7 protein-coding genes, 4 tRNA genes and 6 rRNA genes are annotated in these 23929 nt (G+C 42.6%); 12 read left to right on the forward strand and 5 right to left on the reverse strand.

What is annotated here, in order from left to right; all coding sequences use genetic code 11:
• Positions 1 to 7: 7 nt before the first annotated feature.
• The 3 genes from AY601_RS23760 to AY601_RS23770 all read right to left on the reverse strand — a co-directional run bounded on the left by AY601_RS23760 (position 8) and on the right by AY601_RS23770 (position 7517).
• Entirely contained in the window at positions 8 to 3067 is a 3060-nt protein-coding gene (locus tag AY601_RS23760) for a SusC/RagA family TonB-linked outer membrane protein (RefSeq protein WP_068406111.1), read from the reverse strand.
• A 241-nt stretch (positions 3068 to 3308) separates the two neighbouring features.
• Positions 3309 to 6212: a ligand-binding sensor domain-containing protein gene (locus AY601_RS23765; protein ID WP_068406113.1), complete on the reverse strand. Its 2904-nt coding sequence runs from the start codon at positions 6210 to 6212 to the stop codon at positions 3309 to 3311.
• A gap of 366 nt (positions 6213 to 6578) precedes the next feature.
• The gene (locus AY601_RS23770) at positions 6579 to 7517 is read right to left on the reverse strand and encodes a rhodanese-related sulfurtransferase (protein WP_068406117.1); all 939 of its coding nucleotides are present in this window, start codon (positions 7515 to 7517) and stop codon (positions 6579 to 6581) included.
• A gap of 1352 nt (positions 7518 to 8869) precedes the next feature.
• Between AY601_RS23770 and AY601_RS23775 the strand changes: the two genes are divergently transcribed.
• From AY601_RS23775 to AY601_RS23830, 12 genes are all read left to right on the forward strand, one after another.
• Positions 8870 to 10391, forward strand: a 16S ribosomal RNA gene (locus tag AY601_RS23775).
• A gap of 163 nt (positions 10392 to 10554) precedes the next feature.
• A tRNA-Ile gene (locus AY601_RS23780) sits at positions 10555 to 10628 on the forward strand.
• 15 nt (positions 10629 to 10643) lie between these two features.
• Positions 10644 to 10717: transfer RNA gene (locus AY601_RS23785), tRNA-Ala, on the forward strand.
• 238 nt (positions 10718 to 10955) lie between these two features.
• A 23S ribosomal RNA gene (locus tag AY601_RS23790) occupies positions 10956 to 13835 on the forward strand.
• A 156-nt stretch (positions 13836 to 13991) separates the two neighbouring features.
• Positions 13992 to 14103 (forward strand): 5S ribosomal RNA (gene rrf / locus AY601_RS23795).
• Together the 16S, 23S and 5S rRNA genes with 2 tRNA genes alongside form the textbook arrangement of a ribosomal RNA operon.
• A 563-nt stretch (positions 14104 to 14666) precedes the next feature.
• Positions 14667 to 15248, forward strand: coding sequence for a zeta toxin family protein (locus tag AY601_RS23800; protein WP_068406121.1), 582 nt, complete (start codon positions 14667 to 14669; stop codon positions 15246 to 15248).
• A gap of 867 nt (positions 15249 to 16115) precedes the next feature.
• Positions 16116 to 17637 (forward strand): 16S ribosomal RNA (locus AY601_RS23805).
• A 220-nt stretch (positions 17638 to 17857) separates the two neighbouring features.
• Positions 17858 to 17931: transfer RNA gene (locus tag AY601_RS23810), tRNA-Ile, on the forward strand.
• A gap of 15 nt (positions 17932 to 17946) precedes the next feature.
• Positions 17947 to 18020 (forward strand) — tRNA-Ala (locus tag AY601_RS23815).
• Positions 18021 to 18257: 237 nt separating this feature from the next.
• Positions 18258 to 21137: ribosomal RNA gene (locus AY601_RS23820) — 23S ribosomal RNA — on the forward strand.
• A 156-nt stretch (positions 21138 to 21293) separates the two neighbouring features.
• Positions 21294 to 21405: ribosomal RNA gene (gene rrf, locus AY601_RS23825) — 5S ribosomal RNA — on the forward strand.
• Between the two features lie 218 nt (positions 21406 to 21623).
• Positions 21624 to 22097 carry a GtrA family protein gene (locus AY601_RS23830; protein WP_068406124.1) on the forward strand — a complete coding sequence of 158 codons (474 nt, stop codon included), beginning with the start codon at positions 21624 to 21626 and terminating at the stop codon, positions 22095 to 22097.
• Between the two features lie 48 nt (positions 22098 to 22145).
• Here the strand turns inward: AY601_RS23830 and AY601_RS23835 are convergent, their stop codons facing one another.
• Together AY601_RS23835 and AY601_RS23840 are read right to left on the reverse strand one after the other, a co-directional pair.
• Entirely contained in the window at positions 22146 to 22928 is a 783-nt protein-coding gene (locus AY601_RS23835) for a polysaccharide deacetylase family protein (RefSeq protein WP_068406127.1), read from the reverse strand.
• Complete coding sequence (locus tag AY601_RS23840; protein ID WP_068406130.1) at positions 22909 to 23874, reverse strand: glycosyltransferase family 2 protein; 966 nt, start codon at positions 23872 to 23874, stop codon at positions 22909 to 22911. Before AY601_RS23840 ends, AY601_RS23835 begins: the two co-directional genes overlap by 20 nt.
• Positions 23875 to 23929 lie beyond the last annotated feature (55 nt).

The raw sequence follows: 23929 nt of genomic DNA on the forward strand, positions 1-23929 counted from the left end.
TTTCGGATTAAAAAGTAAGATTAACACCAAAGTTGTAAGTCGCATATAACGGATAAACGTTTGCGTCAAGACCAGCATTTAATGAGTTCGTTGGCCTGTCTAAAATTTTCTCAGCGTTATCAACAGGGATCGGTCCAACTTCAGGACTGAATCCTTTGTAACCAAACAAATTGATTGCGTTTTGTGCATTGGCATAGAATCTGATCTTTTGGATTTTCCATTTAGCCAGGATGCTCTTAGGTAAAGTATAACCTAATTGTGCATTTCTCACTCTGAAATAAGAGCCGCTGCTCACATAGAAAGAGTTTGGTGCAGAATTCGCTGATGAACCGATATTTACAGAAGGGTAGGTATTTGAAGTACCTTCACCATGCCAGCGGTTATCTACGAAATCTTTAGTGAAATTCTCATTTCCAAAACGGTAAGCCAGGTTAGAGTTATAAACATCAACACCAGCTACACCCTGAAAATCTAAAGCAAGGTCAAAGTTTTTGTAAGAGAAACTTGTATTGATACCATAAGTATATTTAGGATTAGGATTTCCTAAAGCAACTCTGTCCTGAGAGTTAATCTGTCCGTCACCATTGGTATCCGCATATTTAAATCCACCTGGTAAAGCACCCGCTTGTACTGGTGAATTTGCAACATCTGCTGCATTTTGGAAAATACCTACAGTTTTATAACCGAAGAACTCTCCGATCGGGCTGCCTTCCATAGTTCTGTTCGCTACATAACCATTTGTTAAGCCAGTGCTACCAGCATAGATAGGAGTTTTACCGGATAATACAGAAAGAACCTTGTTTTGATTATAACTGATGTTACCGCCAATAGAGTAAGTTAAGCCACCGCCTGTTACATCACTCCACGCTACTGAAATCTCAGCACCTCTGTTTTGTAAATCAGCCTGGTTACCTAAAATCTGGTTATCAACGGTTCCTAATGAACCTAAAATTGGTAAACCGAAGATAGCTCTTGAAGTTTTTCTACTGTAATAATCACCTTCAACTGTTAACCTGTTTTTCAAGAAAGCAGCTTCGAAACCAATATTACTTCCAATTCCTTTTTCCCAAACAATAACAGGAGGTACCAAAGTATTACCACTTGCACCAGTATTTGGATTGTTATTATAGAATGCAATTAAATCAGCAGTCTGAGCAATTAAAGACTGACTTGGGTTAACTGGTACACTAGCGTTACCAACTTTACCCCAGCTACCTCTTAATTTTAAAGAGCTGAATACGGTCTGATCTTTCATGAAGTCTTCATTCGTTACTACCCATCCGGCACCTATAGAAGGGAAATAACCCCAGGTCTCGCTACCAAAGAACTGTGAGGCTCCATCAGTACGAATAGAAGCATTTAATAAATACTTGTTTTTGAACGCGTAATTTACTCTGGCGAAATAAGAAGCAAATTTAATCAGAGATCCCTGATCCAATATATTTCTGGATGCTGCGTCACCTAATCTCAAATATAAATCAGCATCGCTGTTAAAAGGAACATTTTGTGCAGAAGCATTTAAGGTATAAGATTTATTGCTTTGTGCAGATTGACCTAACAATACAGTCAGACTATGATCTTCGTTAAAAGTATTTTGATAAGTCAAAGTGTTTTCTACGATCCAGTTTCTGGTTTCTACACGTTTAAGATCTAAAAGACTGTTGTCATTTTTCTGTGCTGTAGTTGCGAAATAAACAGGGTTGTATTTTCTGTTCTCAGACTGACCAAATTCTCCACCCACACTCGTTCTGAAAGTGAAGTGTTTTGCAAATTTTAATTCAGCATAAATATTACCCGTAACTCTGTAATCCTGTGATTGCTGATTGAAGTAATCAAGCGTAGCCTGAGGATTGAAATTAGCACCATCTCCTAAGTTCTGTACTTTTGGATCACCATAAGTTCCGTCAGCATTAAATACAGCAACTGTTGGCGATGCAGAGTACATCTGGTGGAAGATAGTTTGAGGAATATCTTTTGATTTACTCGAAACACCAGTTACGTTATAACCAACTTTCAAATCTTTGAAAACCTGGATATCATTTGATACTCTTGCCGTATATCTTTTGTAGTTATTTGTTTTTACAATACCATCCTGATCTAAGTAACCCAGGGAAACATTGTAAGTAGATTTTTCTGTACCACCAGCAATGGAGATATTGTGGTTCATCACAAAAGCATTCTGTAAAATTTGTTTGTACCAATCTGTACCAGCACCAAGGTTTGCATCCTTGAATAATGGATCCTGACCATTGAAAGTATACAACTCATTTGTTAACGTTGCATACTCAGAAGCATCAGCCATTTTAACTTTGTTGGTTACCGACTGGAACCCAGCATAAGCATCGTAGTTAATGGTTGTAGCTGAACCTAACTTTCCTTTCTTTGTCGTAATCAATACTACACCATTTGCAGCACGGATACCATAGATAGATTGTGCAGAAGCATCTTTTAAAACACTCATGTTTTCAATATCACCTGGGTTCAGGAAATTAATATCGCTGTACCATACACCATCTACTACATATAAAGGAGCCTGGTTACCGAAGATCGTGCCTAAACCCCTGATGCGGATTTGAGGTGCAGAGCCCGGCGTGCCTGAATTGGTGATCGCTACACCTGCAATCTTACCTTGCAATGCACTCACAGGGTTAGTAGATGCCTGCTTAGAGATCTCAGTTCCTTTAAGGCTGGCTACTGACCCTGTTACGTCAACTTTACGCTGCGTACCATAACCTACTACCACTACCTGATCTAACTGTTGAGAGCTGGAAGCCAAGGATGCGTTGATTGTAGTTTGATTGTTTACAGGAACCTCCTGTGTGTTGTATCCTATATAAGTAAAGACTAAAGTTCCGTTAGCCGGAACGCTGATGGCATACTTACCATTCGCATCTGTTTGTGTCCCTACGGTTGTCCCTTTTACAACTACGCTCACTGCAGGAATTGTTGTCTTGTCCTGACCATCCGTGATGGTACCCTTAACAGTAATGTTTTGGGCAGATGCTGCGTTAATAAAAAGCAAACATAGAAAAGTTAAAACAGAAAATTTTGTAAAGATTCGTTTCATACTGATTATTGGTTTTGTGTTAATAGTTTGTTAAATCTCCGGTGGATTTGGGTTATAAACAAAGAAAGTACCTCTACATTAATACATCACGATACCTTTGTGTGAAAAATACAATAAGTATTTAAACTGTAGAAATGCAGCTGAAATGCCCTTCAGGATGTGATCACAGACCAGATGTGTGGAAAAGTAGAATTGATGTATTTAAAATGTTTTTGGAGCTTTGTGTAGTAATGATGTAGTCCTAAAGCTCCATAAAGAACTCTGCAAGGTTCTTGTCGTGTGGTATATTCAACTTCTTACGCAGCCTGTACCTCCGGATTTCAACCCCTCTTAACGAAATGTTCAACAAAGAAGCCATTTCTTTACTGCTCATATTCATGTGCAGGTAAGCGCATAATTTGAGGTCATTCGGAACCAAATCGGGGTGGCTCGCCTTCAGCTTTTTGAAGAAACTTCCATGCGCTTCATTAAAGCTGGTCTCAAATAAATTCCAGTCCCGCTCATCGTTCATACCTTCATCAATAACCTTCTGTATTTTTCTGAACTGGTCGTCGGCCATGGCCTTACCTTTCTCATCTTTCAGCTTGATCATTTCCTGACTAAGCTTTTGCAGCAGTTCATTTTTATAAACCAAACTCATGGCTGAATTGGCTAGTTCCCTATTTTTACTTTTCAGTTCTGTATGCAGTCTTTCAGTCTGGATAATGCTGAGTTGTTTCTCTCTCTCTTCTGCTTCTTTTTTCAGGAAAACTTCTTTTTCCAATTCCACCTTCGCCAGAATCTCATCATGGTCTTTGCGAAGCTTCAGCTTATATTGTTTTTTAGCCAGTATAAACAATAAAATAATCAGCAGTACATAGATAGCGAAAGCCCAGTTACTCGCATAAAAAGGGGGGAGAACTGTAAACTCAAATACGCTGACTTTACTGACCAGCTCATCATTGATCTTGGCGCGGACCAGGAACCTGTAACTTCCTTTACCCAGGTTGGTAAAGTCTTTCGCAGAAGAAGGGCTCCACTCAGACCATTGATTAGAATAACCTTCCAGGTAATACTGGAATTTGATCTTTGCCTGTCTGTAATAAGGAAGCGAAAAGGAGATCCTGATATTATTCCTGTTAAAAGGGATTTCAATTTCTGCACCATTGTTCCCGCTCTCACTGATTGTTTTATAAGCATCCGTTACATCCTCAACCTTTCTGATCAGTACAGCGGGCAGTACCGTTTTCTTTCCATGGTCATTGCCAGCTATCGCATCATAAATTACAAAGCCATCGTCTACACTAACCAAGTGCATAGTATTACTGATCGGACTGATGTTTTCATAATACTGAACCATTCTGCCGTCCAGTAAACTCAGCCGGTTAGAGTCTATTTTCAATTTGCCCGGCTCACTGAAATCGACCATTGCCGTTTTTCCATGGTTGATAAACCAGTATTTCTTGACCCCGGCATTGATAATCTTATTTGAATTGGCAAAGCTACCCAGCCCTTTGTTTAACTCCTTATAAGGTGTGAAACGATTGCTGATTTCATCATAGAGCATAAAACCAGCATCAGAAGAGAAAACAAGTTTATTCTCTAAGGTAAACAGATTGATATTGTAATTTCCGGGAAGGCCATTACTTTCATCATAATAATGAGTTTTAATTACCCTTTTAAAATCAGGACTTAAAGTAAGCTTGTATAAGCCTCTATAAGCATGGCTTACCCAGATGTCTCCCCTGGAATCCTGTTCTATATAACGGGAAGGCTCTTCGAAGTTCTGGATTTTTGTAAAATACTTCCATTGCCCGTTTGCGTCTTTGTGATATAAAACAAGGCCATTATAAGTTCCCTGGATCAGGTAATTGGGATTACTATTTAACTTTTTAATGGTCCAGCCTCCGCTATTGCTGGAAATCTTTTCAAGCTGATTACCGTTTACTTTGAAACTGCCCACATTATGGCCCATAATCAACTGACCATCCAATACACTCAGGTCCCATACCTGTCCCTGTGAATTGGGAACCATTCTGAAATCAAAGCTATTGAAGTTTTTGCCGTTTCCAGGAACCCATGGACTGTAAAACAGACCTTGATTTGTACCCAGATATATATTGTTATTGTAAATCAAACTGGAATAGACTGTCCCAAACTGTCCGGCTTTATCCAGATAAAAGTAAAGCGGAGAGTTCAATTCAACCCGGTCAATTCCATTATCCAGTCCCGCCCATAGATTCTGCTCATTATCCGTGAAGACACTTAATACCGTATTGTTCTGTAAACCTCTTGACTTATTGATCTGTTGTACAATATTTCCTTCCTGATCAATCAGGATGATTCCATTCAGAATAGTCCCAAAAGCATAATATTGATTGTTTATTCTGCTGCCATTATTGAGCTGGAATGTTTTGAGGAAATCATTAGCGGGAATATTAAAAGGAGTGAAAGTCGAGCCATTATAGATGAATAAACCATCTTTACTGGTACCAATCAACATACTTCCATTTTTATAAGGAAGAATCGTCATGATGTTTTTTGGACTGGTCAGGTCTGTATGTGGAAGTGGGGTCAACCTATTTCCTTTCAGTTCAAATATCCCTTTATCTAAAATTTCAATTAAAAACCTGCTGCCTACATGGTGCAGGAACAAAAATGAGCCCTGACCTTTGATCTGGCTTATTTTATTGTTCTCATAGCTATAAATCGTAGTGAAAGACTGAAAAATGACTCTTTTGCCATCTACTATGATTTTCCAGACCTCGTCAGAAAGTTGTCCTGTTTTAGGGATCAGCTTTACCAATGAAGTATAAGTCAGCTTCTTGTTTTGTGTAGACCAGTAACCAAATTCACCAAATCCACCAGTATATATCTTTCCTTTGGAATCAGTAGCTACTGAGCGTACAATCTGACGGTTAGGTAACTGGTATTGCTGCCAGTACTTACCATCATAAGTAAGCAAACCTTGTGTATTGCCAAAGTACATGATTCCCTGGGCATCTTTAGCGATAGCCCAGTTCTGATTTCCAGACAGGTAGACTGACTTTGGAAAATTCTGAACATAAGGAACACCAATACTCTTTATTTGTGTTGCCTTTAGGGACGTACCTGTTACGATAAGACACAGGAACAACAGGGAATTCAGTAGATAACGGATTTTCATTTATAAAATGGATGCTCAATTATTTAGAAGCCGCAAATTATACATTAATAATTAGTTTCCCTTTATAAAATTGAACACAGCACGTGTGATTTTCCTTTCCAGACCGCGTTTACACCACATTAAAGCATATTTATCTATAAACGAAAGCATCAGTTTAATTTTAAACCGGTACTTTTCAGCAGAAGGGAGATCACCCTTTTTATGCTGATCGTATTATCTGGCAGATTTGAAAGTCCAGCTTTCGTCAAAGAAAGTCCGGTCAGTTCCATGCTGAACCAGGATATATTTGGTTTTTAAACTCACGGGACTTAATCTGACTGATTAAAATTTGGAATGATGATCAGTCAGATTCAATAGGATATGATTTTATTTTACAGCAACGTTTACTTGCTGGGGAACTTTGACGTAATATCCTGTTCCGTCATAAGGACGACGGCGTGGATTGGTTACACAGACAGCCGAGCAGCATCCTTCTAGTTTCGTACCGCATTCATCACACTGCGTAATGTGTTCATTACATTCCGGATTAGCACAGTTGATCATTTTTGCTGTAGTTGTTCCACAGTTATAGCATTTTGATACTACAGTAGGGTTTACCGAATTTACATCTACGGCTATCCGGTTATCAAATACATAGCATTTTCCTTCAAAGTCTTCTCCACCCGCTTCTTTACCATATTTGATAATACCGCCGTGTAATTGATAAACATCATTAAAGCCATGGTGAAGTAACAGGGCAGAGGCTTTTTCACATTTAATCCCTCCCGTGCAATAGGTGAGGACTTTTTTGTCTTTATATTGCGCCAGTTCGTTTATCTTTTCCGGAAACTCTCTGAAGTTATCGATGTCAAGCGTAATCGCATTTTTGAATCTGCCAAGGCTGTGTTCGTAATTTGAACGTACATCCAGGATGATTACATCTTCCTGATCAAGCATTTCTTTAAATGCTGCGGGCTCAAGATGTTTTCCTGTTTGTTCGTTAGGATCGATAATGCTTGTATCTCTTAATCCAGAATGTACAATCTCAGATTTATAACGGCAATGCATTTTAATGAAAGAAGGTTCTGGAACTTCGTCGATCTTAAATTCTGTCTTTGCGAAGCGTTCATCTGCATGCACAGCTTCCATATAAGCTTTACAAGCCGTTTCTGTACCTGAAACAGTTCCATTTAAACCTTCGTCAGCAACGATGATCCGCCCAACAATACCTAATGATTTACAAAATTTAAGGTGATCGGCAGCAAATTGTTCTGCATCCGCTATAGGACTATAGCAGTAGTATAGTATTGTATTGAATTTTTCCATAAAAAATTGATACCGCTGCAAACGGCGTTTAACAGCTGCAAATTTAAGAATAAAATCTAATTACTGTGAAAATTGATTTAGAATGTGGTTAGGGGAGTTTTTGGTGGGTATATATAGTATAGGTGTATATATGTTATGTAAGTGGAAAAGGGAGAAGTAAGAAGCTGAATAGGGGCTGAATTGATGTTGGGAGCATTTTTGACGTGCTTTGAAAAGGAAGCAGGTGTTATTTTGCTTTGTTTGTGGAGGTGAATGGTAACTGTTGAGTCAGATCTCATCGGCAGTCTAACAGTAGTTTGAAGTGGATTGAACAGCTTTGGATATGAAATTTTTTCAGACGATGATTGCGTAGTATAAGCTATAAATTAGGCGAATTGCGGTTAAAATTAGCCGGTAAGGGAGGTGAGGTCAAATAAAAGCAGTAAAATAACCGGTCAGGTCGAGCGAATTCAGTACAGTTATGGAAGAGAAGTGCTACTGTAGTGTATTAGAAGGACCTTGAAACGACTTTGGGATGAGGTTAGAATGACTGTGGTCATTGCAAGGTCATTCCAACGTCATTCCAACCTCATCCCAAGGTCATTCCAAGGCACTATTTGACCCCTTTTCAACACCTGTTCTTGAGGTCAAGGCCATGTTTTGGGTTTTTACCTCTATTATATAGTATTATAGTAGTGTTTTTAAAGCCAGGCCTGGTCGGGCTTGTACTATTTTTTAGCCGTTTAAAGTGGCAATAGCTATGGCCTGTAAAGGTTTTTAAGGGATTTGAAACTGCAATCCTGGTTGGTTGGTGCTGCGGTTGGATTTAGTTTGAAGTATTTCGTGTTGGAAATCATGCAGTTAGGGGATGTATACAATTATTCGTGTGATATTGTTTGGCGGATGGGATAATTTTCCTACTTTTGCATCCCGCTTCGGAGGAAGGGAAACAGTGAAAAGGATAAGTGCTGAAGATTGAAAGGATGTAAAGTAGAGGTTGTTGTTAAGCTTCAGAAAGGAATTAAAACTTTCTAAAAATAAAAAAGAAAAAGCTTGACAAAACGAAAAAGATTTCTACCTTTGCAGTCCCAACAAAAACGGGAAGATCACTAACGGATGTTAGCAGGTCACAATTACAAGACTGAAACGATGAGGCGCTGTAAAGCAATTCATTGCAACATATAAAGGCAACCGTGAGGTGCTGCCGAGAAGTTCATTAAAGAGATGTCATTTACAAACGTAGCGAGGTAAGCTAGTACAAGTTCAAAGTACATGAACCGCGCGAGTTTTTTAAGTCTGTTCTGACAGACAAATAAGAATAAGACTATTATTAATACAAGTTAAGAATGGTCAGCGTTCAAACATAACATTTTACAATGGAGAGTTTGATCCTGGCTCAGGATGAACGCTAGCGGCAGGCCTAATACATGCAAGTCGAACGATACTCTTTAGCTTGCTAGAGAGGAAAGTGGCGCACGGGTGCGTAACGCGTATGCAACCTACCTTAATCAGGGGGATAGCCCGAAGAAATTCGGATTAACACCGCATAAAATCACAGCACAGCATTGTGCAATGATCAAATATTTATAGGATTAAGATGGGCATGCGTGACATTAGTTAGTTGGCGGGGTAACGGCCCACCAAGACCACGATGTCTAGGGGATCTGAGAGGATGACCCCCCACACTGGTACTGAGACACGGACCAGACTCCTACGGGAGGCAGCAGTAAGGAATATTGGTCAATGGAGGCAACTCTGAACCAGCCATGCCGCGTGCAGGAAGACAGCCCTCTGGGTCGTAAACTGCTTTTATTCGGGAATAAACCTGCTTACGTGTAAGTAGCTGAATGTACCGAAGGAATAAGGATCGGCTAACTCCGTGCCAGCAGCCGCGGTAATACGGAGGATCCAAGCGTTATCCGGATTTATTGGGTTTAAAGGGTGCGTAGGCGGCTTTTTAAGTCAGGGGTGAAAGACGGTGGCTCAACCATCGCAGTGCCCTTGATACTGAAGAGCTTGAATGAACTAGAGGTAGGCGGAATGTGACAAGTAGCGGTGAAATGCATAGATATGTCACAGAACACCGATTGCGAAGGCAGCTTACTATGGTTAAATTGACGCTGAGGCACGAAAGCGTGGGGATCAAACAGGATTAGATACCCTGGTAGTCCACGCCCTAAACGATGAATACTCGCTGTTAGCGATACACAGTTAGCGGCTAAGCGAAAGCGTTAAGTATTCCACCTGGGGAGTACGGTCGCAAGATTGAAACTCAAAGGAATTGACGGGGGCCCGCACAAGCGGAGGAGCATGTGGTTTAATTCGATGATACGCGAGGAACCTTACCCGGGCTTGAAAGTTAGTGAATCATTTAGAGATAGATGAGTCCGCAAGGACACGAAACTAGGTGCTGCATGGCTGTCGTCAGCTCGTGCCGTGAGGTGTTGGGTTAAGTCCCGCAACGAGCGCAACCCCTATGTTTAGTTGCCAGCACGTCAAGGTGGGGACTCTAAACAGACTGCCTGTGCAAACAGAGAGGAAGGAGGGGACGACGTCAAGTCATCATGGCCCTTACGTCCGGGGCTACACACGTGCTACAATGGATGGTACAGAGGGCAGCAAGCTGGTAACAGCAAGCAAATCTCCAAAAGCCATTCACAGTTCGGATAGAGGTCTGCAACTCGACCTCTTGAAGTTGGATTCGCTAGTAATCGTATATCAGCAATGATACGGTGAATACGTTCCCGGGCCTTGTACACACCGCCCGTCAAGCCATGGAAGTTGGGGGTACCTAAAGTATGTAACCGCAAGGAGCGTCCTAGGGTAAAACCGATAACTGGGGCTAAGTCGTAACAAGGTAGCCGTACCGGAAGGTGCGGCTGGAATACCTCCTTTCTGGAGTAAGACAGATTACTCGCTGCGTAAATGATATACCAATGAAACTCTAACACATAGAGTAACTAAGTATATAAGTAAATGACAATAAAATCTCAAAAAGAAAAACCCATAGGATGAAACATCACATATAGTTGTTCGCCTACTGAAAGTAAAGACATTTAGTCCCGTAGCTCAGTTGGTTAGAGCACTACACTGATAATGTAGGGGTCAGCAGTTCAAATCTGCTCGGGACTACATTATATATTCTAAGGGGGATTAGCTCAGCTGGCTAGAGCGCCTGCCTTGCACGCAGGAGGTCAACGGTTCGACTCCGTTATTCTCCACGATTGGCCCGTAGTTAAGATAAAAGCTACAGGAAATAGGGTAAAGTAGTAGTAATACTTGATACCTGGGACAATAAAGTTCTTTGACATATTGGAAGAAGTTAATAAAGAAGAGCAAACAACAATAGAGACGTTGTTAGCTTGAAGGAACTACTAGTGTACTTGTACACAAAATAGAACTGTAAGGTTAATAACAGAATAAAAAAGCATTTCCATAGGCGCAAAAGGCTATGGAGAGAAGAAAGTAAGAAAGAGTACACAGGGGATGCCTTGGCTCTCAGAGGCGATGAAGGACGTGATAAGCTGCGATAAGCTCCGGGGATTAGCAAATATGAATTAATCCGGAGATTTCCGAATGGGGAAACCTGGCTAGTTGAAGACTAGTCGCATTACGATGCGCAAACCTGCCGAACTGAAACATCTAAGTAAGCAGAGGAAGAGAAAATAATAATGATTTCCTAAGTAGTGGCGAGCGAACGGGAAAGAGCCCAAACCAGTTATGTTACGGCATAGCTGGGGTTGTAGGACTACAATATGGCATTAATGAAATGAAGTGGAACAGGATGGGAAGCCTGGCAAAATAGCGTGAGAGCCGCGTACACGTAAGTAACATTAGTCTAGTAGTATCCTGAGTACCGCGAGGTCGGAGACGCCTTGTGGGAATCTGCCGGCACCATCCGGTAAGGCTAAATACTCCTGAGAGACCGATAGTGAACCAGTACCGTGAGGGAAAGGTGAAAAGAACCCCGAACAGGGGAGTGAAATAGAACCTGAAACTGTGTACTTACAAGCGGTCGGAGCGTCCAGGTGGCGTGACGGCGTGCCTTTTGCATAATGAGCCTACGAGTTACTCTTCTCTGGCAAGGTTAAGTGTTTAAGACACGCAGCCGAAGCGAAAGCGAGTCTGAATAGGGCGTATAGTCAGGGGAGGTAGACGCGAAACCTTGTGATCTACCCATGGACAGGTTGAAGGTGCGGTAACACGTACTGGAGGACCGAACCGATAAACGTTGAAAAGTTTCCGGATGATCTGTGGGTAGGGGTGAAAGGCTAATCAAACTGGGAAATAGCTCGTACTCCCCGAAATGTTTTTAGGAACAGCGTGGTGGTCAAGTTTATTAGAGGTAGAGCTACTGATTGGGTGCGGGGGAGTCAAATCCTACCAAATCCAGACAAACTCCGAATGCTAATAAATATACACTGCAGTGAGGCCCGGGGTGCTAAGGTCACGGGCCGAGAGGGAAAGAACCCAGACCATCAGCTAAGGTCCCCAAGTTACTACTAAGTTGAACTAACGAGGTGCGATTGCCTAGACAGCTAGGATGTTGGCTTGGAAGCAGCCATTCATTTAAAGAGTGCGTAACAGCTCACTAGTCGAGCGATCGTGCATGGATAATAAACGGGCATAAAGTAGTACACCGAAGCTATGGGTAATATTAAATATTACGGTAGGGGAGCATTCCAGCGGCAGCGAAGTTATGACGTAAGTTGTGGTGGAGCTTCTGGAAAAGCAAATGTAGGCATAAGTAACGATAAGGCAGGCGAGAAACCTGCCCACCGAAAGGATAAGGTTTCCTGATCAACGCTAATCGGATCAGGGTTAGTCGGGGCCTAAGGAGAACCCGAAGGGGAAATTCGATGGACAACTGGTTAATATTCCAGTACTTTTTATAACTGCGATGTGGGGACGGAGTAGTGACACTGCCGCGATCTGACGGAATAGATCGTTAAAGACTGTAGGTATTGGAGAGGTAGGCAAATCCGCCACTCTAGCTGAAGGTCGATAGTACCGCAAGCCTTCGGGTAAGTGGATAGCGCAGGTAATCAGACTTCCAAGAAAAACCGCTAAGCTTCAGGTTATAAAAACCCGTACCGCAAACCGACACAGGTATCCGGGAAGAGAATTCTAAGGTGCTCGAGTGAATCATGGCTAAGGAACTCGGCAAAATGGCCCTGTAACTTCGGGAGAAGGGGCGCTGACAGCAATGTCAGCCGCAGTGAAAAGGCCCAGGCGACTGTTTAACAAAAACACATGGCTTTGCAAAATCGAAAGATGAAGTATAAGGCCTGACACCTGCCCGGTGCTGGAAGGTTAAGAGGGGATGTCATCTGTAAGGAGAAGCATTGAATCGAAGCCCCAGTAAACGGCGGCCGTAACTATAACGGTCCTAAGGTAGCGAAATTCCTTGTCGGGTAAGTTCCGACCTGCACGAATGGTGTAACGATCTGGGCGCTGTCTCAGCCATGAGCTCGGTGAAATTGTGGTCCCGGTGAAGACGCCGGGTACCCGCAACGGGACGGAAAGACCCCATGCACCTTCACTACAATTTAACATTGACATTGGATACAGGATGTGTAGGATAGGTGGGAGACTATGAAGTGGCATCGCTAGGTGTTGTGGAGTCAACGTTGAAATACCACCCTTTTTGTATTCGGTGTCTAACCCTTGAATGAGGGGACATTGTTTGATGGGTAGTTTGACTGGGGTGGTCGCCTCCAAAAAGGTAACGGAGGCTTTCAAAGGTAAGCTCAATACGCTTGGTAACCGTATGAGGAGTGCAATAGCATAAGCTTGCTTGACTGTGAGGCAGACAAGCCGAGCAGGGTCGAAAGACGGATATAGTGATCCGGTGGTTCTGCATGGAAGGGCCATCGCTCAAAGGATAAAAGGTACGCTGGGGATAACAGGCTGATCTCCCCCAAGAGCTCATATCGACGGGGAGGTTTGGCACCTCGATGTCGGCTCGTCACATCCTGGGGCTGGAGAAGGTCCCAAGGGTTCGGCTGTTCGCCGATTAAAGTGGCACGCGAGCTGGGTTCAGAACGTCGCGAGACAGTTCGGTCCCTATCTGTTGTGGGCGTAGGAATTTTGAGTGGGGCTGACCTTAGTACGAGAGGACCGGGTTGGACTAACCTCTAGTGAATCTGTTGTTCCGCCAGGGGCATTGCAGAGTAGCTACGTTGGGAATAGATAAGCGCTGAAAGCATCTAAGTGCGAAACTAGCCACGAGATGAGAATTCCATATAGGACCGTAGCAGACTACTACGTTGATAGGTTACAGATGTAAAGCTGGTGACAGCATAGTCGAGTAATACTAATCATCCGAAGCTTTCAAGAGCAATAAACTGTTGTTTGTTCTTCATAACTAACTTCTTTCAATAATATGTCATCGTTTGATACCCGCCTGCAAACAGCAGAGCAGGAGCAGACCATTACAATATCAATCGAGCAATCGCTGTAGAAAGCGATCAAACAAAAGCTGGATAAAGACATTTAGGTGCCTATATCGGTGGTGTCCACCTCTTCCCATTCCGAACAGAGAAGTTAAGCCCACCAGAGCCGATGGTACTGCGGTAACACGTGGGAGAGTAGGTCGGTGCCAAATCTTAAAGAAAGCCTGTAGGAAACTGCAGGCTTTTCTTGTTTACAGACTTTTTTGTAAATAAAATAAGTATTACAGGTATTTATCTTCTTGTTTACAGTCATTTTGTAAACAAGCTCCACTGCTATTGATGATAACGTAGCTCATAATCAGGGCTTGTATTTATTTGTAACGCACCGATTACCTCCTTTACACCTGATATCCTCAAATGAATACTTTCACGCATCTGATAGTATTATCTCCATCCTGAATTGGCACTGCGTCTGCTGTTCGATCATTATTTTAGTAAATAATACTTTTGCATCTAAACCATAAGGAAGAATCTATCCTCAGTTTGTGGTGCTTATTATTAATTTATAAATTCTTGTATATGATTTGTCTATGATTGTTGGATCTGACGATAGGAGCAAGTCATAGTGAATAAGTATTTGTCTGATCAATGGGATAATTTCTATCTTTATAATTGATGAAACGATCAATTCTCTGTTTACCATTTGATATTCCTGGGGAATTCAGGTATCGGCTGAAATTTAGTATGTCAGTTATTGATAAGAGAGGAATCTATCATGCCTGATCTATATATCATATCAGGTTGTAATGGTTCAGGGAAGACAACTGCCAGTTATACTATTTTGCCAGAAATTCTAAATTGTATGGAGTTTGTGAATGCTGATAATATTGCCCATGGCCTATCTCCTTTTAATCCTGAAAGTGTAGCTCTTGAATCTGGAAGGATTATGCTTAAACGTATTCGTGAATTGATGGCTGCCCGGGTTGATTTTGCTTTTGAAACCACACTATCTACCCGAAGTTATGTTTCCCTGGTTAAACAGGCACAGCAAGCGGGTTATAACGTTAGTCTTTTATATTTTTGGTTAGGTTCTCCCGAGCTGGCTATAGCACGTGTGGCGAAACGCGTAAGTAAAGGTGGTCATCATATCCCTGCTGATGTGATCAGACGCAGATATTACAGGAGCATTTATAATTTGTATAAACTCTATATGCCGGTATGTAATCAGTGGACTCTTATAGCTAACATGGATCTGTCGCCTCATGTGATCGCAAAATATGATAGTGTTGGAAAGATGATTTTTAATAAGAGTATCTGGGATACTATCATTCAGAAATTGGCGGAAGAAAGTATATAATCATTATGCGTATAGGGGAGTGTTGCCCAAAATCTTAAGAAAATAGATGCCATTCTATAATTATCAATACACGTTATCTTTTTATTTCTTGTTTTGATCGAAGTATTTTGATCTATTTTAGATAGGATTACTCCCATTTTGAGCATTGATCTTTTAATTTCTTATTGTTTATGCTATTAAATTTGATAAATATGCTGTTGCCGGGCGTATTTTGGGTAAGCTGAAAGGACGTTGTAGGATTAGTTTGCAGGGAAAATAGCCATTGTTTGTGTATAGTTTACACTATCTGATAAAGTATTTCGTGTTGGAAATCATGCAGTTAGGGGATGTATACAATTATTCGTGTGATATTGTTTGGCGGATGGGATAATTTTCCTACTTTTGCATCCCGCTTCGGAGGAAGGGAAACAGTGAAAAGGATAAGTGCTGAAGATTGAAAGGATGTAAAGTAGAGGTTGTTGTTAAGCTTCAGAAAGGAATTAAAACTTTCTAAAAATAAAAAAGAAAAAGCTTGACAAAACGAAAAAGATTTCTACCTTTGCAGTCCCAACAAAAACGGGAAGATCACTAACGGATGTTAGCAGATCACAATAACAAGACTGAAACAATGGTTAGCCTGAAAAAACTTTAAGAACATTAAGACTTAGAGAATTAGAAAGTGAATCATTGCAACATATAAAGGCAACCGTGAGGTGCTGCCGAGAAGTTCATTAAAGAGATGTCATTTACAAACGTAGCGAGGTAAGCTAGTACAAGTTCAAAGTACATGAACCGCGCGAGTTTTTTAAGTCTGTTCTGACAGACAAATAAGAATAAGACTATTATTAATACAAGTTAAGAATGGTCAGCGTTCAAACATAACATTTTACAATGGAGAGTTTGATCCTGGCTCAGGATGAACGCTAGCGGCAGGCCTAATACATGCAAGTCGAACGATACTCTTTAGCTTGCTAAGGAGGAAAGTGGCGCACGGGTGCGTAACGCGTATGCAACCTACCTTAATCAGGGGGATAGCCCGAAGAAATTCGGATTAACACCGCATAAAATCACAGCACAGCATTGTGCAATGATCAAATATTTATAGGATTAAGATGGGCATGCGTGACATTAGTTAGTTGGCGGGGTAACGGCCCACCAAGACCACGATGTCTAGGGGATCTGAGAGGATGACCCCCCACACTGGTACTGAGACACGGACCAGACTCCTACGGGAGGCAGCAGTAAGGAATATTGGTCAATGGAGGCAACTCTGAACCAGCCATGCCGCGTGCAGGAAGACAGCCCTCTGGGTCGTAAACTGCTTTTATTCGGGAATAAACCTATCTACGTGTAGATAGCTGAATGTACCGAAGGAATAAGGATCGGCTAACTCCGTGCCAGCAGCCGCGGTAATACGGAGGATCCAAGCGTTATCCGGATTTATTGGGTTTAAAGGGTGCGTAGGCGGCTTTTTAAGTCAGGGGTGAAAGACGGTGGCTCAACCATCGCAGTGCCCTTGATACTGAAGAGCTTGAATGAACTAGAGGTAGGCGGAATGTGACAAGTAGCGGTGAAATGCATAGATATGTCACAGAACACCGATTGCGAAGGCAGCTTACTATGGTTAAATTGACGCTGAGGCACGAAAGCGTGGGGATCAAACAGGATTAGATACCCTGGTAGTCCACGCCCTAAACGATGAATACTCGCTGTTAGCGATACACAGTTAGCGGCTAAGCGAAAGCGTTAAGTATTCCACCTGGGGAGTACGGTCGCAAGATTGAAACTCAAAGGAATTGACGGGGGCCCGCACAAGCGGAGGAGCATGTGGTTTAATTCGATGATACGCGAGGAACCTTACCCGGGCTTGAAAGTTAGTGAATCATTTAGAGATAGATGAGTCCGCAAGGACACGAAACTAGGTGCTGCATGGCTGTCGTCAGCTCGTGCCGTGAGGTGTTGGGTTAAGTCCCGCAACGAGCGCAACCCCTATGTTTAGTTGCCAGCACGTTAAGGTGGGGACTCTAAACAGACTGCCTGTGCAAACAGAGAGGAAGGAGGGGACGACGTCAAGTCATCATGGCCCTTACGTCCGGGGCTACACACGTGCTACAATGGATGGTACAGAGGGCAGCAAGCTGGTAACAGCAAGCAAATCTCCAAAAGCCATTCACAGTTCGGATAGAGGTCTGCAACTCGACCTCTTGAAGTTGGATTCGCTAGTAATCGTATATCAGCAATGATACGGTGAATACGTTCCCGGGCCTTGTACACACCGCCCGTCAAGCCATGGAAGTTGGGGGTACCTAAAGTATGTAACCGCAAGGAGCGTCCTAGGGTAAAACCGATAACTGGGGCTAAGTCGTAACAAGGTAGCCGTACCGGAAGGTGCGGCTGGAATACCTCCTTTCTGGAGTAAGACAGATTACTCGCTGCGTAAATGATATACCAATGAAACTCTAACACATAGAGTAACTAAGTATATAAGTAAATGACAATAAAATCTCAAAAAGAAAAACCCATAGGATGAAACATCAACATGAGTGTTGTTCACCTGCTGAAAGAAGGAATTGACCGAGGAAAAGGAATTGTGCTGAGACACCTCAACAACAACCCTGACCCAGGAAAATAGTCCCGTAGCTCAGTTGGTTAGAGCACTACACTGATAATGTAGGGGTCAGCAGTTCAAATCTGCTCGGGACTACATTATATATTCTAAGGGGGATTAGCTCAGCTGGCTAGAGCGCCTGCCTTGCACGCAGGAGGTCAACGGTTCGACTCCGTTATTCTCCACGATTGGCCCGTAGTTAAGATAAAAGCTACAGGAAATAGGGTAGAGGTAGTAATACTGTAATACCTGGGACAATAAAGTTCTTTGACATATTGGAAGAAGTTAATAAAGAAGAGCAACAACAATAGAGACGTTGTTAGCTTGAAGGAACTACTAGTGTACTTGTACACAAAATAGAACTGTAAGGTTAATAACAGAATAAAAAAAGCATTTCCATAGGCGCAAAAGGCTATGGAGAGAAGAAAGTAAGAAAGAGTACACAGGGGATGCCTTGGCTCTCAGAGGCGATGAAGGACGTGATAAGCTGCGATAAGCTCCGGGGATTAGCAAATATGAATTAATCCGGAGATTTCCGAATGGGGAAACCTGGCTAGTTGAAGACTAGTCGCATTACGATGCGCAAACCTGCCGAACTGAAACATCTAAGTAAGCAGAGGAAGAGAAAATAATAATGATTTCCTAAGTAGTGGCGAGCGAACGGGAAAGAGCCCAAACCAGTTATGTTACGGCATAGCTGGGGTTGTAGGACTACGATATGGCATTAATGAAATGAAGTGGAACAGGATGGGAAGCCTGGCAAAATAGCGTGAGAGCCGCGTACACGTAAGTAACATTAGTCTAGTAGTATCCTGAGTACCGCGAGGTCGGAGACGCCTTGTGGGAATCTGCCGGCACCATCCGGTAAGGCTAAATACTCCTGAGAGACCGATAGTGAACCAGTACCGTGAGGGAAAGGTGAAAAGAACCCCGAACAGGGGAGTGAAATAGAACCTGAAACTGTGTACTTACAAGCGGTCGGAGCGTCCAGGTGGCGTGACGGCGTGCCTTTTGCATAATGAGCCTACGAGTTACTCTTCTCTGGCAAGGTTAAGTGTTTAAGACACGCAGCCGAAGCGAAAGCGAGTCTGAATAGGGCGTATAGTCAGGGGAGGTAGACGCGAAACCTTGTGATCTACCCATGGACAGGTTGAAGGTGCGGTAACACGTACTGGAGGACCGAACCGATAAACGTTGAAAAGTTTCCGGATGATCTGTGGGTAGGGGTGAAAGGCTAATCAAACTGGGAAATAGCTCGTACTCCCCGAAATGTTTTTAGGAACAGCGTGGTGGTCAAGTTTATTAGAGGTAGAGCTACTGATTGGGTGCGGGGGAGTCAAATCCTACCAAATCCAGACAAACTCCGAATGCTAATAAATATACACTGCAGTGAGGCCCGGGGTGCTAAGGTCACGGGCCGAGAGGGAAAGAACCCAGACCATCAGCTAAGGTCCCCAAGTTACTACTAAGTTGAACTAACGAGGTGCGATTGCCTAGACAGCTAGGATGTTGGCTTGGAAGCAGCCATTCATTTAAAGAGTGCGTAACAGCTCACTAGTCGAGCGATCGTGCATGGATAATAAACGGGCATAAAGTAGTACACCGAAGCTATGGGTAATATTAAATATTACGGTAGGGGAGCATTCCAGCGGCAGCGAAGTTATGACGTAAGTTGTGGTGGAGCTTCTGGAAAAGCAAATGTAGGCATAAGTAACGATAAGGCAGGCGAGAAACCTGCCCACCGAAAGGATAAGGTTTCCTGATCAACGCTAATCGGATCAGGGTTAGTCGGGGCCTAAGGAGAACCCGAAGGGGAAATTCGATGGACAACTGGTTAATATTCCAGTACTTTTTATAACTGCGATGTGGGGACGGAGTAGTGACACTGCCGCGATCTGACGGAATAGATCGTTAAAGACTGTAGGTATTGGAGAGGTAGGCAAATCCGCCACTCTAGCTGAAGGTCGATAGTACCGCAAGCCTTCGGGTAAGTGGATAGCGCAGGTAATCAGACTTCCAAGAAAAACCGCTAAGCTTCAGGTTATAAAAACCCGTACCGCAAACCGACACAGGTATCCGGGAAGAGAATTCTAAGGTGCTCGAGTGAATCATGGCTAAGGAACTCGGCAAAATGGCCCTGTAACTTCGGGAGAAGGGGCGCTGACAGCAATGTCAGCCGCAGTGAAAAGGCCCAGGCGACTGTTTAACAAAAACACATGGCTTTGCAAAATCGAAAGATGAAGTATAAGGCCTGACACCTGCCCGGTGCTGGAAGGTTAAGAGGGGATGTCATCTGTAAGGAGAAGCATTGAATCGAAGCCCCAGTAAACGGCGGCCGTAACTATAACGGTCCTAAGGTAGCGAAATTCCTTGTCGGGTAAGTTCCGACCTGCACGAATGGTGTAACGATCTGGGCGCTGTCTCAGCCATGAGCTCGGTGAAATTGTGGTCCCGGTGAAGACGCCGGGTACCCGCAACGGGACGGAAAGACCCCATGCACCTTCACTACAATTTAACATTGACATTGGATACAGGATGTGTAGGATAGGTGGGAGACTATGAAGTGGCATCGCTAGGTGTTGTGGAGTCAACGTTGAAATACCACCCTTTTTGTATTCGGTGTCTAACCCCTTTCGGGGGGGACATTGTTTGATGGGTAGTTTGACTGGGGTGGTCGCCTCCAAAAAGGTAACGGAGGCTTTCAAAGGTAAGCTCAATACGCTTGGTAACCGTATGAGGAGTGCAATAGCATAAGCTTGCTTGACTGTGAGGCAGACAAGCCGAGCAGGGTCGAAAGACGGATATAGTGATCCGGTGGTTCTGCATGGAAGGGCCATCGCTCAAAGGATAAAAGGTACGCTGGGGATAACAGGCTGATCTCCCCCAAGAGCTCATATCGACGGGGAGGTTTGGCACCTCGATGTCGGCTCGTCACATCCTGGGGCTGGAGAAGGTCCCAAGGGTTCGGCTGTTCGCCGATTAAAGTGGCACGCGAGCTGGGTTCAGAACGTCGCGAGACAGTTCGGTCCCTATCTGTTGTGGGCGTAGGAATTTTGAGTGGGGCTGACCTTAGTACGAGAGGACCGGGTTGGACTAACCTCTAGTGAATCTGTTGTTCCGCCAGGGGCATTGCAGAGTAGCTACGTTGGGAATAGATAAGCGCTGAAAGCATCTAAGTGCGAAACTAGCCACGAGATGAGAATTCCATATAGGACCGTAGCAGACTACTACGTTGATAGGTTACAGATGTAAAGCTGGTGACAGCATAGTCGAGTAATACTAATCATCCGAAGCTTTCAAGAGCAATAAACTGTTGTTTGTTCTTCATAACTAACTTCTTTCAATAATATGTCATCGTTTGATACCCGCCTGCAAACAGCAGAGCAGGAGCAGACCATTACAATATCAATCGAGCAATCGCTGTAGAAAGCGATCAAACAAAAGCTGGATAAAGACATTTAGGTGCCTATATCGGTGGTGTCCACCTCTTCCCATTCCGAACAGAGAAGTTAAGCCCACCAGAGCCGATGGTACTGCGGTAACACGTGGGAGAGTAGGTCGGTGCCAAATCTTAAAGAAAGCCTGTAGGAAACTGCAGGCTTTTCTTGTTTACAGACTTTTTTGTAAACAAGCACACCCTATCCACCAATTCTTCTGAATTCAATTCACCGCTTGCAGACAGATAAAGTTACTTCATTTAATTATTAATTACCCTTGTAGCAACGTGTCTGAAAAGAGTCTTATATTTACCTGCTATTATACTATTTGTATTACATAATTGATCAGACTTGCTCAAGAATCCACTCATTAAGCTTATAGATTTTTTCTACTTTCCTTTTTTACGGTTTATACCCATAAAGACTTTTAGATATGGCATAACTGGTGGTAGTAATGCGCTGCTCAATTTGACTATATTCTTTCTGAGTTACAATTATGTATTGAAGGGAGAGGCGCTGAGAATCGGAAGCTATACAATCACCTCTTACATTGGCGCAGATCTGATGGCACTTTCTGTAAGTTTTCCAGTTGGATTTTTACTGAATAAGTATTTAGTTTTTCAACAGGAGGGGAGAGGCGTTCAACAGCTGGGTTTATACGCGTTCGTCACTGCAAGTTCATTGCTGATGAATTACGGTCTGCTACATTTGCTGGTTGGATATTTTGGCTTGTGGGCTACGCCTTCACAAGCCTTCATTATTGTATTGATGTCTGCGTTCAGTTACTTCTTTCAATCGTATGTGACTTTCCGGGAACGGACATAATTTTACTTATAAGACGAGCCTTAATATATTTAATAAATCCAATGCTTTTTATGCCAGTGGAATATTCTTCGTGAACTGTGAGATTGTTCCTGAAGGGTAACCTTGCTTATTTAGCCATCCCATAAATTTATCCATCCTGGCAATCATATCCTGACCGGAATTTTTACTGACATAACCCGGAAAACCAAAGCGCTCTTTATCGGTGAGGTCTGTAAATTCCCAGGGGTGGAAATATATATTAATATAATTGTCTTTTTGATAAGTTCTTTTGACCAGGTGTTCATAGAACCAAAGTGGCAAGTTATGAAATGATAACCAGAAAAGTGGAAACCGCGAAATAGGGCTTACTGAAGCTGGTAATTGTAAAACGCCACTCTGAAAAAAGTATGTTCTGGAAATATGCCGGTTGTTATATCTTCCAGGCAGCCAGGTTGGATTAATAGAACTATTGTATAGATAACCTGCTTTTTGTATCTCCTGCTCATCTACGGGCATCATTCTGGCCATTCTGTAGCCTGTGACTGCAACCCCTGATAATTCTTCCAGTGCTAACCGGGATTCCAGTAAGTGTTCTTTTTTGAAATCTGAATGGTAAACGCCATGAGAAGCCAGCTCATGTCCTTCATCAAGTATACGCTTGATAATTGCAGTTGCATTTTTTGCAAAGGTAACTGTACTGAAAAAGGTTGCCTTAAGTTTGTTTTTAGCCAGCAAATCCAATATGGTCAGGGTACCTTCAGAAGAGATTCTTATTTGTTCTTCAAAAGTGATACTTTTCCCATATTCAAAAGGCATATCAAATTCTTCAATATCAAAGCTGAGCAATATCATAATTTGTGTTTGTAGTTGCCGGAACGAAATTTGTAGATTTAATGATATAGTTAGGCCGGTTTTTTGTCTGCATAAACATCTTCCCGATATAGATTCCTATAATCCCCATAATAATAAGCTGTAGTCCTCCGAAAAAGACTATGGTCATAATGGTAGATGCCCATCCATCTACTTCTATACCCATGTAAACTGAGTAGAATACGTAAGGAATATATAAGACAGATAACATAGAAAAGGCAAAGCCAAGATATACTGCGGTATAAAGTGGTTTGATACTAAACGAGGTTACGCCCTGTAGTGCAAAACGCATCATTTTCCGAAGGTTATATTTACTGGTGCCCGCGTGTCTTTTATGCGGGATATAATCAATCGCAATTTGTTTATAACCCATCCATTGCACAAGGCCACGGATAAAAGGTTCGTTCTCTTCAAAGTTTCTAAATACATCTATCACCTTTTTATCCATCAGCCTGAAGTCAGCAGTCCCTTCTTCAATTTGGATACTTGACAAGACATTGATCAGTTTGTAGAAAAGAGATGATGATTTTCTTTTTCCATAAGGCAGACTTTTATCTTCTGATCTGCGGGTATAAACCACATCGTTACCTTCTTCCCATTTTTCAAGCATCTGAATTATCAGTTCTGGAGGATGCTGAAGATCGGCATCAAGAGAAATTACGCAGTCTCCTTTTGCCTGGTCTAATCCTGCTTTTAAGGCAAGCTGGTGTCCAAAGTTCCGTGAAAACTCTATATAGAATAATTTAGTATTGATACTTGCCATCGTTTTAAGGATGGTTAGCGTGTGATCGGTACTGCCATCGTCAATAATTATAAATTCAGCTTCATAGGCTGTATTTTTGAAAATACCTTCCAACCTGTCGATAATGACGATTAAGTTCTCTGCTTCATTAAAAGCAGGGATCACTACAGATACTGTTTTTTTCATCAGTTTATATTTATTTTAATCGGTTATGAAGCTGTCACGATTTTATATTTTTCAC

It is taken from the genome of Pedobacter cryoconitis (assembly GCF_001590605.1).
GTDB lineage: Bacteria > Bacteroidota > Bacteroidia > Sphingobacteriales > Sphingobacteriaceae > Pedobacter > Pedobacter cryoconitis_A.